The 14,863-nt window shown below is 38.7% G+C and carries 11 protein-coding genes; all 11 read right to left on the minus strand.

Going from position 1 to position 14,863, the window contains the following annotated elements; translation table 11 throughout:
• On the minus strand, window positions 1-1,002 hold the full coding sequence (locus FW768_RS14110; protein WP_231128692.1) for an enolase C-terminal domain-like protein: 1,002 nt from the start codon (window positions 1,000-1,002) through the stop codon (window positions 1-3).
• Between the two features lie 64 nt (window positions 1,003-1,066).
• A complete protein-coding gene (locus FW768_RS14115) occupies window positions 1,067-1,567 on the minus strand; it encodes a tetratricopeptide repeat protein (RefSeq protein ID WP_153396428.1) in 501 nt (166 codons plus the stop codon).
• A complete protein-coding gene (gene prfH, locus FW768_RS14120; RefSeq protein WP_153396430.1) occupies window positions 1,554-2,252 on the minus strand; it encodes a peptide chain release factor H in 699 nt (232 codons plus the stop codon). Before prfH ends, FW768_RS14115 begins: the two co-directional genes overlap by 14 nt.
• Window positions 2,253-2,254: 2 nt before the next feature.
• Entirely contained in the window at window positions 2,255-2,800 is a 546-nt protein-coding gene (locus FW768_RS14125) for a hypothetical protein (protein WP_153396432.1), read from the minus strand.
• 165 nt (window positions 2,801-2,965) lie between these two features.
• Window positions 2,966-4,357, minus strand: coding sequence for an RtcB family protein (locus FW768_RS14130; RefSeq protein WP_153396434.1), 1,392 nt, complete (start codon window positions 4,355-4,357; stop codon window positions 2,966-2,968).
• A gap of 26 nt (window positions 4,358-4,383) precedes the next feature.
• The gene (locus FW768_RS14135) at window positions 4,384-5,118 is read right to left on the minus strand and encodes a hypothetical protein (RefSeq protein ID WP_153396436.1); all 735 of its coding nucleotides are present in this window, start codon (window positions 5,116-5,118) and stop codon (window positions 4,384-4,386) included.
• Between the two features lie 411 nt (window positions 5,119-5,529).
• On the minus strand, window positions 5,530-6,492 hold the full coding sequence (locus tag FW768_RS14140; protein WP_153396438.1) for a M28 family peptidase: 963 nt from the start codon (window positions 6,490-6,492) through the stop codon (window positions 5,530-5,532).
• A 46-nt stretch (window positions 6,493-6,538) separates the two neighbouring features.
• Complete coding sequence (scpA, locus tag FW768_RS14145; protein WP_153396440.1) at window positions 6,539-8,659, minus strand: methylmalonyl-CoA mutase; 2,121 nt, start codon at window positions 8,657-8,659, stop codon at window positions 6,539-6,541.
• 136 nt (window positions 8,660-8,795) lie between these two features.
• Window positions 8,796-11,813, minus strand: a complete 3,018-nt coding sequence (locus FW768_RS14150) for a reprolysin-like metallopeptidase (RefSeq protein ID WP_153396442.1) — start codon at window positions 11,811-11,813, stop codon at window positions 8,796-8,798.
• Between the two features lie 136 nt (window positions 11,814-11,949).
• On the minus strand, window positions 11,950-14,052 hold the full coding sequence (locus FW768_RS14155) for a prolyl oligopeptidase family serine peptidase (RefSeq protein WP_153396444.1): 2,103 nt from the start codon (window positions 14,050-14,052) through the stop codon (window positions 11,950-11,952).
• Between the two features lie 88 nt (window positions 14,053-14,140).
• Window positions 14,141-14,812: a hypothetical protein gene (locus tag FW768_RS14160; RefSeq protein WP_153396446.1), complete on the minus strand. Its 672-nt coding sequence runs from the start codon at window positions 14,810-14,812 to the stop codon at window positions 14,141-14,143.
• Between the last annotated feature and the right edge of the window lie 51 nt (window positions 14,813-14,863).

The raw sequence follows: 14,863 nt of genomic DNA on the forward strand, positions 1-14,863 counted from the left end.
TTATTTCAGTGCTATCCCTAAGCCCGGTTTTCCGGAGAGTATAATCGTTCCGTTTTCCACATGATTTCCGGAGGCATAATCATTGGAAATCAGACTGGCTCCGTCCAGGTCTGCAAAATCGGTGAGTCCTGCCAGAGCACAACCGGCAGAGATTCCAACGGTAGATTCTGTCATGCATCCTATCATTATTTTATACCCCAGTTCTTTTCCTTTTCTGATCATTTCCAGAGCCGGAGTAAGTCCTCCGCATTTCATCAGCTTAATATTGATGCTTTTATAATAGGGGATCAATTTTTCCAGAGAATCTATATTCCGGCAGTCTTCATCTGCCATCCAATTGGCAAAACCCTCTTTTTTTAAAATGGCATACTGATCAACCGGTCGTGGCTGTTCTATATAGGTAAATTTCTGTATTTCTGAGTTTTCCTGAAGCCAGATACAATCTTCTTCTGTAAAACTCGCATTGGAATCTAAGGCAATATTCCGGTTAAGCTCCAGCAGTTTTCTGATATGATCTTTATTTAATCCTTTGCATTTCACTTTAAATTTGTTCCAACTACTTTCTTCCATTTTCCGGATCTGATCTTCACTATTTCCTACTGAAATCGTAATAGAGCTTTCTGCAAGGTTTTCAGACGGGAGCCTGTTCAATTCAATAAAACTTTTATTTTCAAGCTTTCCGAATAGATCCCAATAAGCACAGTCTAATGCTGACAACAGAAACAGATGCAGATTCATTGCAGAAATAGTTCTGAAAAATTCTTCCGGATGAACAATTGACTGCCTTTCCAGCAAAGGCTGAATTTCTTTTAATTTTAAAACAAAATCCTGAAGGTTAATCTGATAATAATCTATGCCTACACATTCTCCATATCCTTTGAAATTCAGGCAGGATAATTCTATGAGCAAAGCTTCTCTTCGGTCATAGTTTCCGTAAGCGATGGAAAATGTTTCTTTCAGCAGAAGCTGTCTGATATCGAAATTGACTGTTATTTTCATCATTTTAAGTTATGGCAGAAATAAGATTTTAGAGTGTTTCATCTATTAAAACTACAAAAAAGGAGACTTATTTTTTCTTTTTTTTACTTTTTGGCATTTTACTTTTGATAAATTTTTCTTTCTCCTTCAGCTTATCTGTCATATTTTGGGAAAGACTGGTTTTCCTTGCTTCTTTAAGAGATTGTAGCGCTTTTTTAAAGTCTCCTTTTTTCTCAAACAAAAGCGATTGGGAACTGAAAAGGTCTGTCTTATCAATTCCTTTAAGTTTTAAAGCAAATTCTATTAATTTTTCTGCCTGATCATAGTCTTCATTATTCAAGAGACAGCTGATATAATATTTGGGGATGTTGATATTGCCGATATTATTCTGTAAAGCTTCTTCAAAATAAGCTTTTGCCGTTTCATAATCTTTCAACACTTCAGAATATATTCTTCCCATCAGACAAAGACTGTCGGCATCCTGCGGATCATAAGCCAGGGCATAGTTTAATGCTTCCAGACAGTCTGCGAGGTAGTAAGGATAGTTGTCTACCGCTTCAAAGTAGTATTTATTTTTAGTTAAGGTCATTGTTGTAGTTTTTAAGTTCTTTTTTCAGAACATTTCTTTGTTTTTTGAAAGACTTGTCCTCTTTGTTCTTTTTAAAATCAGTTCCGGTAAAGGTTCGTACCGGATTTCCTCTCTGTACCTGCAGATGGTTATTCCAGGTATCCTGCATCCGTTTTTCCAGCTGGCGGATGTAAAGTCCTGCGACTCTCTCTTTCAGTCTTGACACAGCCAGCTTTTTATTCTCCAGCTGCGAGCGTGAGTCCTGTGCGAATACACTTTCTCCGGTAGGTGTATGAACGGCGCGGACCGCTGTGTTTACCTTGTTCACATTCTGGCCGCCGCTTCCCTGGCTTCTCGTGGTCTGGAACTGTATATCTTTTTCATTGAAATTTATTTTTTCCAGTCCTTCCAGCTCAAAGATTCCGATAAACCAGTTGCTTCGTTTATGAAGTTTTCTGAACGTACTTTTACCGGTCCAGCATATACTTCCCAGCCAGCTTTTCAAGAATCCGGTAATGTCTTTTCCCTTTAAAAGGATGGTTACCGATTTCAGGGTAAGGTTTTCATCCCCACTCTCGCGGTGGATGATTTCATAATCTATTTTGTTGTCTTTAACCTCCTCAAGGAAGACCTTCAGAATTTTCGCAGTTACCCACTGGCATTCCAAAGGCCCTCTTCCTGAGGTGATCTGAATTAATTTTTCCATTATTACTTTGGTATTTTGCTTAATAAGGGATGACCAACCGGATCCGTTCCCTTTTGTAATAGTTCTTTTGCAGCCATTACTGCCCAGCATTTATCACTTGAATGAATGTTTCTGTAGAATGAAAGTAAAACATCAGGCTTCACAACCGCAAATCCATTGGTTTCTATGGTTTCAAGATCATTTCTTTCAAAAAAATCGATGGTGATCCTGTGAAATTGATCACTTTCCAATTCTACTGTTTTTTCATACCTCCGGAAATTTTCTTTACTCTGCAAATGATCGTAGCGGGTCCAGACTTTCTGAAAGCCGTTCTGCTGAAGGATCATTACTACTTCTGCTACATTTTCCTTTATTACAAAAACATCAATGTCTTTGTGGTCATGTGCATGTTTATATTCCGGATGTCCTGTTTCTGACATGAAATGCCATGCCCAGCCTCCTGATATAATAACTTTATTTTTTAATTTTTCTAAAATTTCAAGCCCCAGACGGATTCTGAATTCCGGCCAGACCTCTCCATACCTTTTTATGTTATGTGGTGCTCCCATTTTTTTGTTTTTTGAGATTAAAATTGAAGGTTATACAGTTCTGTTGATCTGTTATTTTCAGAACTTATATAAACCTTATAGGTTTTTGAAACCTATAAGGTTGTGGCTGCAAACTATCTTTCTGCAAAATTTTCTCAACTGATTACTGTAAACAATTAATCCAATTTATTTATCCATTCTCACGATTCTCGGCTGGAATGTTCCCAGGATGTCTACCAGATCACTCTGTGCATTCATCACGTCATGAATATCTTTGTAGGCCATTGGAGCTTCTTCCGTATTTCCGCCCATCAGAGTGACTTTCTTTAATTTCAGTTCTTTTTTGATGTCATTCTGCGTGAATAAACTTCTGCATTCTGCTCTTGAATGGGCTCTTCCAGCTCCATGTGAAGCTGAATTCAATGCCTCCGGGTTTCCTTTACCACGAACGATGAATCCCTTAGCTGTCATAGATCCGGGAATCATTCCCAGCTCATTTTCACTGGCCGGAGTGGCTCCTTTTCTATGAACAATGACTTCTTTTCCGTTGTGAATCTCTTTCCATGCAAAATTGTGATGGTTTTCGATGCGGGCTTTTACTCTTCCTCCCACTGCTTTTACCAGTCTTCTGTGAATATCATCATGGCAGGCAGAGGCATAGTCTCCGGCCAGATTCATTGCTGTCCAGTATTCCAGTCCCAGATGGGTGTTCAGGTCAAGCCAGGCAAACTGCTGGGCTTCTTTCGGAAGCGGGCACTGCTCTACGGCTACTCTTGAATAGTATTGAGCAATTTCTGCTCCCAGTCCTCTTGATCCGCTGTGCGAAAGGATTCCCAGATATTTACCTTTGGGAAGGCCAATCTGTTCGTCTTCTTCTGTGATTTCCACTTCACCGAATTCTACGAAGTGATTTCCTCCGCCGGAAGATCCCATCTGTTTGATGGCTTTTCCTTTTAATCTTCTCAGAATAGGGATCAGATCAAAAGTATCCCTCTCGAAAATTTCATGTTCTGCATGAGATTTGTGGGTCTCATACATACCAAATTTGGTATGTTCGGCCAGCGCTTTTTCATATTTTTCTCTGGCACCGTCAAGATATGAAACCGGGGTATCCAGAATACTCAGACACATTCTGCATCCTATATCCATACCTACTCCATAGGGGATCACCGCGTTTTCCACAGCCAATACACCTCCTATCGGAAGACCGTAACCGCTATGCGCATCAGGCATCAGCGCTCCCTGTACCGATACCGGCAGCTTTAAAGCCGTATACAGCTGATTTTTGGCTTCTTCAGAAATATTATTTCCAAAGATCTGAAAAGAGGCACGCTGAGTATTCAACATTCTTTTTTCAGTTTTCTTTGAAGACAGCAGGGATTCCGCGATCTGTCCGAAGGTTAAGTCTTTTTCATAATTCTCCGGATTGAGCAGAATTTCCTTTAAAAGAGATTTCACATAATGAATATTTTTAGTAGCAAAATTTCTTTTCATTACCTCCAAAGCCACGTTGATACTTTGATTGTTCGGATAGCCCAGTTTTAATATATCTTTTCCTTTTAGTTTTAAATTTCCCATTGTTTTTGTTTTAAATAATAGCGGACTTAAATGTCCAGAAAGCTATCTGCAATTTCTGTTGCAGACATTGTGCAGGCAACATATTTCCTGCGTTTGATAAGATCTGTTTTATACTTCATTTCCCAGCTGTAGGATCTGCCATAAATGGTTTTATGAATGATTCCTTTCACTGTATGTTGCCCTAAATACGACTCCAGTTCTGCACATTCTTTTTCAAGTTGTGCATCTATTGGCTTGTAGTGGGTAATCATATGAGGTCTTACTCTCAGGGTAAACCTCCAGGGTTCAATGAATTCGTAGTAAATCTGGTTTGATTTCCGGAAAGGACAGTATTCTTCTTTTTTCAGGAAATACTGCTTTTCTCTTGGGGTAAGCCCAAATTTCGGACTGATCCAGGAATATGAAGATATACGGTTGAGTTTCTGCTCCCGTTCCACATATATTCTCCGCCCTGATTTTCTTTTCTTTTTCAAAAACTGGCGGCTTCCGGAATACATATAGGTATTTATTTTCTTCAGAATCCCTTCGAAGAATGCTCCGTCTTTGCTTCTCATCACATCATCCCTTACCACAAAGAATCTTACAAATCCTAATTGGTAGGGTTCATCCAGAGGAATCATCGGCATATTTCTTCTTATCTCCCAGAGTTCATCACTACGTTTATATTTTTTTCTTATCTGTTTTTCTACATCTTTTTTAATTGTTCTTTTTCTGTTTCTTACGCTTCTTAGGCGGTGAAACAGAAGGTTATCATTTTCCATTTAATAGAGAGATCAGAGGTGAAGTATCAAAACTTTATTTCTGATACATCACATGCATTCTTAATCAACTAAAATTTCAGTTGACGGGTTTGACAATGACGGACTAATGATTCTGAACATGAAAAGTTCAGGCATTTTATCCTGTAATGACACTAAAAAAGATTCCGGGAAAACTTCTGAGTTTGAAATATTGCGCAATAAAAAACCCGAAATCTTGGCGACTTCGGGTTTTGATATTTCGTTATACTATTATTCTAAGAGTGTACCAAACCACGAAGCCTTTCCGCCATAAGCGGTAATCCAGCTGTAGAATTCTGATTCGTTTTGAACATTGCTTCGTTGTTTTTAATGGGTTAAACTTGATTTTCAGGTGCAAATATATAAATTTTTCTGATCTTTCAAATATTTTTTTCACTTAAGGTGAATAATGCTGAGAAAAATGGCATCAATTACCTTTGTCATTCTATTGATATCAAGCGTTTCCAGGGTATCTGTAGTCTGGTGATAATTTTTGTTCCTGAAAAATGAGGTATCGGTGATCATGAGAGCGGGAAAATCAAATTTCCAATAGTTCAGATGATCAGAAAAATCTACTCCCTTTACAAATCCAGGAGCTGGAAAAGTTTCTGTTTTTATCTGGTTTGAATCTTTAAAATGATCTATAAAGTTTCTTACAAATGGCCCTGCCCCGCTGAACTTTTTAACAAGTGTAATGAAATCTCCTTTATTTCCGTAAATCCATGAGAGCGCACCAACTGGGAAATCCTGAGATCCTTTTTCATCTTTAAAATAGCCGATCATTTCCACGCTTGCCATACCATAAACATCAATTTTATTATCCTTCAGGTATTTTGCGTGAATATAGCTTCCCATATTTTCGGTTCTGAAATAAGGAGGTTCTTCCAGCGTATAGGTAACCAGATCTATCCGGTAATCCAGCTTTTGTCCTTTAAGCATTCTGGAAAGTTCCAGAAGTGCAGTGACTCCCTGCTGATCTCCACAGACGTCATAATGGGCGCCTATGATGATTCTTTTGCTATTTTCTGTCCCAAAAGAACAGATTACATTTTTATAGACCTTTCCATCTACCTGATACTCCTGAAACACTGTACTGTCACTGTAAGTTTCAAAAGTCTGATGGATATAATCAGCCACAGCATTCAGCTGATCAATATTTTTATGATTCCGGAATTCCTGGGTTTGGGTAAGTGCTGTTAAATGTTTTTTAACCTGTTCTGTGTCTGCAGGAACCGGGGATTTTTTTACAGTTTTATCTTCTTTACCTGAGATAAACAATAAAATTCCTGCAAAAAATAAGCCTACGAAGAGAATCAGCTTTTTCTTCGCAGGCTTTATTATATTTTTAAAACCCATAAGGTGATGCTTTTAATTTCTTTACGGAAATTAAAGATTTTTCGGTTTAATTTTCCAAAAATCTCTCTAAGATTTCTACAGCACATTTAGGAAGATTGGTTCCGGGGCCGAAAATAAAGTCGGCTCCGTTCGCATAAAGGAATTCATAATCCTGCTGTGGAATTACACCTCCCACAACGATTGTGACATCGTCTGCACCTAGTTTTTTTAATTCTCCTACTACTTGGGGAACCAGCGTTTTGTGCCCTGCAGCCAATGAAGATACACCCAGGATGTGGATGTCATTTTCTACGGCTTGCTTTGCCACCTCTTCTGGGGTTTGGAAAAGTGGTGCCACATCTACGTCAAATCCCATATCTGCAAATGCTGTTGCCACAACTTTGGCGCCTCTGTCGTGACCATCTTGTCCCATTTTAGCCACCATAATTCTTGGGCGGCGTCCTTCTTCTTCTTCAAATTTTTGGGTAAGATGAAGGGCTTTTTCAAAGTATTCATTTTTTCCGGCATTCATGGCATAAACTCCAGAGATTGTTTTAATATTAGCTTTATATCTTCCAAAAGTTTCTTCCATGGCATCACTCATTTCGCCAAGGCTAACTCTTCTTCTTGCCGCTTCGATACACAATGCCAGAAGGTTTCCTTTTCCTGTTTTCGCGCTTTCGCGGATTTCGTTCAGGATCTGTTCTACAGCTTCAGCATTTCTTTCTGCTTTTATTTTTTCCAGTCTTTCGATCTGCTTCCTTCTTACTTCAGTATTATCAATGTCCAAAATTTCAATATCATCCTGTTTTAGGGCTGTTCTGAATGAGTTTACTCCGATGATGAATTCTTCACCACTGTCTATTTTTGCCTGTTTTCTGGCCGCAGCTTCTTCAATTCTCATTTTTGGAATTCCGGCTTCGATGGCTTTGGTCATTCCGCCCTCCTGCTCTACCTCATCAATGTATTTCATGGCTTCTTCAATCATCTGCTGGGTAAGGTTTTCTACCAACCCGCTTCCGCCCATAGGGTCTACCACATCACAGATTCCGCTTTCCTGCTGAAGAATGATCTGGGTATTTCTGGCGATCTTTGCAGAATAATCTGTCGGAAGGGCAATAGCCTCATCCAGAGCATTCGTATGCAGAGATTGTGTTCCTCCCAAGGCAGAAGATAACGCTTCAATAGCTGTTCTCGTGATATTGTTAAAGGGTTCCTGTTCTGTAAGTGACCATCCTGAAGTCTGAGAATGGGTTCTTAATGCCAGTGACTTCGGGTTCTGCGGATTGAACTGCTTTAAAAGGGTGGCCCAGATATATCTTGCCGCACGCATCTTTGCAATTTCCATAAAGTGATTCATCCCAATAGCCCAAAAGAATGAGAGTCTTGGTGCGAAATCGTCTACATTCATTCCTGCCTTGATTCCGGTTCTTACATATTCAAGACCATCTGCAAGGGTGTACGCCATTTCCAGCACCGGAGTAGCTCCCGCTTCCTGCATGTGGTATCCTGAAATGGAAATAGAGTTGAATTTCGGAATGTTCTGTGAAGTATATTCGAAAATATCTGCAATAATTTTCATGGAAGGTGCAGGCGGATAGATATAGGTATTTCTTACCATGAATTCTTTCAGGATATCGTTCTGGATGGTTCCTGAAAGCAGCTCCTGCTTCACGCCCTGTTCTTCTGCCGCTACGATATAAAATGACAAAATAGGAAGTACGGCTCCGTTCATCGTCATAGATACAGAAATCTGATCCAGCGGAATTTCGTTGAACAGAATCTTCATATCTTCTACAGAATCGATGGCTACCCCTGCTTTTCCTACGTCTCCAACCACTCTTGAATGGTCAGAATCATATCCTCTGTGGGTGGCAAGGTCAAAAGCTACGGAAAGACCTTTTTGCCCTGCGGCAAGGTTTCTTCGGTAAAATGCGTTGGATTCTTCGGCAGTAGAGAATCCCGCATATTGTCTGATGGTCCAGGGTTTCTGTACATACATGGTGGAATACGGCCCTCTAAGGTAAGGTGCAATTCCCGGAGAGGTCTGCGTTAATGTTTTATTTTTAACATCTTCCTGGGTATAGGATGATTTTAATTCCAGCCCGTCTTTTTCAAAACTGTAGATTTCTCTTTCCTGAGGAGCTACATTAAAGTCAGGTTTTTTCACAGAAATTGTCTTTCGCATTCCAATAATTTTTGTCTCTGTAAAGTTAATTTTTTTGGATGAAACATGAAACTTATGTTAACGCTCTGTTTTTCTGATTTTTAACATAAAAAAGACCGGACTAAATGCCCGGTCTGAGTATTGATATACGATCTGATTATTTTTTGATCAGTTTCGTGTTGTATGTATTTTTATCGTCTTTGATTGTGATGACATACATTCCTTTGATGAGTGATGCTACATTGATTCTCTGACCATCTATAGCTCCTTCCTGAACTAATCTTCCGTCTGCACTATAGATCTTATAATCTGCTTTTCCTTTCAAGTTTTTAACTTCTACGAAAGTATCTGCAGGGTTAGGATAAATAGAGATTTCTGATGCTTTTGGATTGTTAGTCTCATCTACAGCTAATCCGCTGGTGATCTTAACCGGGAAGTCTCTGAATGATCCTCTGGAAAGCACTCCAGGTCCTGATGGAACAGAAGGGCTTCCACATGCGTTAGGAACCGCATTGAAGAAACTGCTGGCTACTCTCATTCTTAGAAGTTTATTTCCTGAGTAAGCATCTGCCGGTACAGTAAATGCAAATGATCCTATATGGTATCCGTTGTTGTTAGGAAGAGCACTTCTTGAAGCAATCATCTCTGAAGATTCAAAAACTCCGTTCCTGTTAAAGTCAATCCACACCTGGAATCTGTCATTATACTGAGGTCCTCTATTAGCATAATTTGCATAGGCTAAAGTATACTGTGTTCCTTTTATTAGGTTAATAACCTTACTTGGGTTTTCTGTATAATCTACATAAGTTCTTGCAATACTAACAGGGTCATTCCCTTCTAAATGCTCCAGATTAGATAGATTTAACTGTAACAGAGCACTGTAATATGGGCTAAGTGCATTGTTACCTCCGGTTGTAATCAGACAGTAATCTACTCCTGTTTTATATCCTTTTGTTTTAAAGGCATGGTTTGGAGAGAATGTTCCTGTCACACTGTTTACAATAGCAGCTACCTGCGTCTCATAATTTGTTTCATCTTCAAGAGTATTTAATACTACAGAATTTGTCGGACTTGTTGCATTAGACCAAGCAGTAGTACCTACTTTTCTATAGTTAATAGAATACGTTGCTCCCGGTACATTATTCCAGGAAACTCTGGCTGTTGTTTTGAAAATTTCTGTATCTATTGTAGAAACTCCTGTAGGTGCATTTGTAGTAGAAGTAGGTGCAGTACCAATAGTGACTGCTGGAGATACAGCATAGAATATATTGTTTATGGCAGATATTCTTAATTTAACAGCTCCGTTTATAGTACTTGGCATCTGTACTGCATAGCTTCCCGTATTTGGAGTAGAAGCTACTAGATCTGTCCATGTATTCCCATTATCGGTTGTATAATCTATCTTTACATTAGCTACATTATAAGGAGCAGCATTTGTGTTGGCTACATCCCAATAGATTGTATTGGAAACATTATTATATAAAACAGAAGCAGAAGTAAGGCCATTGAATTTAAATGGTCCGTCGTTACCTACTGTAATGGTAACTTCGGCAGAAGAATGCATTGGTTTAATATTTCCATCTCTTACTGTTACAGCATATTTAAGAGTTCTAGGAATATAGGAAACGGTTTCCCAATTTACCTTATCCGTCAATACTCCGTCCATTACGCTTGAAAGTCTAGGGAAGTATCTTCTTCCACTTGCTGTACCCGGAACAGATCTTGATATAGCTCCTATTGAGTTATATCCCCAACCACTGTCTCCTGATATAGAGTTGGTATCTCCTACACTGTCATTTTGCTCCCAGGTATAGTTTAACGGGTCTGTATCAACTGCTGAAGCCTCCACAAAGTAAGCCGTTCCTTTAGGGATGCTATATGGTGTAAGAGCAGCCAGTGCAGGTGGAGTATTTCCCTGAATATTTTCAACGGTACCACATGTCGTTTTACCTTCCAAGTTGGTCATGATCTGATCAATGGACTTGTAATGGAAATAGGCATCTGAATGAGGCTGAAGATTATCCTGTGTAATTCCTGCATATCCCATAATTGTCGTTCCTCCTCCTGGTTCAACATTGGCCCCTGAGCTTTCAGTACTGTTTGAGTAGGTATGGTTTCCTCCCAACTGATGCCCCATTTCATGAGCAACATAATCTATATCAAAATTATCTCCGCTTGGCGGGCCATCTGCCGGAGAAGTGTAAGCTGATCCTTTTCCTGTAGGAACAGCGGAAGTAGGGCTTACACACACACATCCGATACATCCGGCATTACCTCCACCTCCTGTGGCACCAAACAAATGTCCGATGTCATAGCCAGCATTGGTTACTTGTTGTGTTAAAGTATTCTGAAGTTCTATATTCCAGTTACCCATTTCATCAGCATCTGAATATGGATCATTGGCTACATCATTAAAAATAAGCCCGGGAATATCAAGAACAAGCAGCTTAATACCAAAATCTTTTTCAAAAACCCCATTCACACGTCCCATTGTGTTATTGATCTGAGTAATAGCTTGCGGAACTCCTCCAAAATGAGCCGTATATTCACTGGTAACTGAGATCGCCAGTCTATACGTTCTATATTTTGTGCTTGAAGGCCTGTTAGTAATACCTACATTAGAAAGATTTTTTTTTCCGTGTTGTTCTAATGCATTTATATCTAGTATATTCTTTTCACCGGTAGAACATTCAAATCCGTGTTCTCCTGCTGTTTTTTTTGTCTTATAAAAAACACCGTATGTCTGCTTATCTTTTGATATTGGTTCAATGAACTGAAAAACCCCATCTTTGATAATCATAGACTGCATTTCTGTAGGTGCTGTAGTGAATCGTAAGTATTTAGATGGATCATCTACTCCTACTCCTACATATGAACCTAGCTGGTATCTGTCTGCCATAGATTTCTCCATAACCGGATCACTATATACGGCAAATTTCTCCATCTTTCCTTCTGCTGTGGGTAAAGAAATAATAACCGGAGCAGCTCCTTTTCCTGTCTCTACAGCATCTTTCAGAATATTTCTAAGAGACTGTAAATCTACTCTGTACGAGTATTTAACATCTACCTCCTTTCTGATCTCAGAGGTCTTTTGCGAGGCGGGCGACCATCTCTGCGCATTAAAGCTGGCGACACCCGCAGCTAATGCACAAACTAGTAGAATTCTTTTTTTCATAACTTTTCTAACTGAATAGAATTAATAATTTTTAAATATCCAGAACAAAATTAGCGAATACCCTTAATATAGAATCAAAAAAAGTGGATAATTTCAATAAAATCATCCACTTTAATTATTTTTATACTATTTAACTCTATTTTTTAATTCCCATCTCAAATAAAGCAAAAGAAATAAGATCCGCATTTTCACCAATTACCTGTTCAGTTGATCTACCTGCTCCATGGCCGGCATTTTTCTCAATTCTTAACAAAATAGGATTTTTACATCCCTGTTTTTCCTGAAGTTCAGCACCGAATTTGAAAGAGTGAGCCGGAACTACTCTATCATCATGATCACTGGTAATAATCATTGTTGATGGATAGCAGGTTCCTTTTTTCACATTGTGCACCGGAGAATAAGATTTAAGATATTCAAACATTTCCTTATTGTCTTCTGCAGTTCCGTAATCATATGACCAGCCTGCTCCTGCTGTGAATTTATTGTATCTCAGCATATCCAGAACACCTACCCCTGGGAAAGCTACTTTTGCCAGATCTGGACGCATGGTCATGGTTGCCCCTACCAAAAGTCCTCCATTTGATCTTCCGGAAAGTGCCATATATTCTTTTGAAGTATAGCCTTTGCTCTGAAGATATTCCCCTGCAGCAATAAAGTCTTCAAAAACATTTTTCTTCTGCATTTTTGTTCCTGCATCATGCCATTTTTTACCGTATTCACCACCACCACGGATGTTTGGAACGGCATAAATACCTCCGTTTTCCATCCAGATAGCATTCACTACGGAGAAGGCAGGTTGTAAACTAATGTTGAATCCACCATAAGAATAAAGAATGGTTGGGTTTTTACCATCAAGCTTGGTTCCTTTTTTATAGTTGATCATCATCGGAACTTTTGTTCCGTCCTTTGAAGTATAGAAAACCTGTTCTGAAACGTAATTATCGGGATTAAACTTCACTTTAGGCTTTTGATATATTTCTGATTTTCCTGTATCAGCATTGAATTTATAGGTTGTTCCCGGTGTAATATAATTGCTGAAAGAGAAATAAAGTTCTTTTTCCGTTTCTTTACCTCCGAAACCTCCAACATTTCCTTTCCCCGGAAGGGTAATTTCTCTTACCAGTTTTCCGGTTTTGTCGAATTGTTTTACCTGATCAATAGCATCAATCATGTAGGTTGCAAAGAAATATCCTCCACCAGAAGAGATTCCTAATACATTTTCTGTCTGCGCAATGACATCTTTCCATGTTTCAGGCGCTGGATTTTTGATGCTTGTTTTTACCAATCTCATGTTTGGAGCATCTTTATCAGTGAAAATGAAAAGATCATCGCCTTGTGTATCTACAATATTGGCATTAATGTCAAATCCTTTTACGATCTGTACGAAATCACCGCCTTTTTTAAGGTCTTTAATATAAAGTTCGTTTCCGTTTGTTGCATTAGCCGCTGAAATAATCAGGTATCTCTGGTCTTCAGAAACTCCTGCTCCCAGGTATCTTCTTGGAGTTTTATCGCCACCGAATATCAACTTGTCCTCAGACTGTTTTGTTCCCAGTTTGTGAAAGAATACTTTATGTTTATCAGTCATTCCGGAAAGCACAGTTCCTTCTTTCGGCTTGTCATAGCTAGAATAATAGAAGCCTTCATCGCCCTGCCATGAAATTCCGCTGAATTTTACGTCTACCAGGGTTTCATCAATCTGTTTTTTGGAAACGGCATCAATGATGATGATCTTATTCCAGTCACTTCCGCCTTCAGAAATAGAATAGGCAGCAAGGTTTCCTTTTTTGTTGAATGACGGCTGTGAAAGTGATGTCGTTCCTTTATCAGAGAATTTATTAGGATCTAAAAATACTTCTGTTGTTTTGGTCTTATTATTTGTTCTATACAGGATAGACTGGGCCTGAAGGCCATCATTTTTATAATAATAGGTATAATCACCTTCTTTGAAAGGCGCTGAAATCTTTTCGTAGTTCCAGATGTCTCTCAACTGGTCTTTGATCTTATTTCTGAAAGGAATCTTTGAAAGATAGCTCTCACTATAGGCAACTTCTTCATCCACCCATTTTTTGGTAGCATCCGAATCATTTTCCAGGTCTCTGAACGGATCAGAAACGGCATTGCCAAAATAGGTATCTGTCTGGCTTCCTTTTAATGCTTTAGGATAATTCATTTTTTGAGAATAAAAAGATGCTGAAAACAGAACTCCAGCAGTTAATAAGATAGGTTTAAAATTCATGTCGAACGATTTTCTCAAAAATACGTAAAGTATATGAAATAAAAAAAGCCCCAAAAATCAGGACTTTTAATCAATATTTTTATCATGGTTAAGAACCGAAGCTCTCGAAATAAAAATCAGTAAGGGAAGTTACAATTTCATCAGGGCCTCCGTTCCAATAATAAATTTTCCCACCTTCTGTAAGCTGATATAAGCTGAACTGAAGTTCCGTTGTTACTTCTTTATCTGCATTTTTAAACTTCTGAACACTTTCTGCTAAATACTTCTTCAGTTCTTCCGCTTTAATTTTCTTTGGATCTCCGGACGGACCCTCAGGCATTTTAGAAGGGACTTTAAAGCTAACTGAATAAGTAATCTCAGCTATTTTCTGATCTTCCACGTACTCATTCTGAACAATTTTCACTTCTTTAACGGTAACTTTACCATTTTTGAAATTATCCATCATAGCTGTAAAATAATCTTCCGCTTCTTTTCTGCTGGAATCTCCTGCTGATTTTGAAAACGCGGATAAAAAACCGTTTGTACTTGTTTTCAGTGTTTCAGCAGATACTGTTTTAAAATCTACCTGATAAGCATCCTGTCCTTCCACGGTTGGTTTCAGATATTCATTTAATTTACTGAGTACAGCAGGATCATTTTTAACGAAAGTCCCGAAATACATTTCAAAGACTTCTGCCGGTTTCTTTACCTCAGCCTGTGCCATCAGATTCTGCCCGATCATGGCCAGAACAAATAGCAAAACAATTTTTAAATTCTTCATATTCATTTAAGTGATTAAAGTTTTATGCAAAAAAAAGCTCCTGATGAACAA

The sequence above is a fragment of the Chryseobacterium vaccae genome (assembly GCF_009602705.1).
Classification (GTDB): domain Bacteria; phylum Bacteroidota; class Bacteroidia; order Flavobacteriales; family Weeksellaceae; genus Chryseobacterium; species Chryseobacterium vaccae.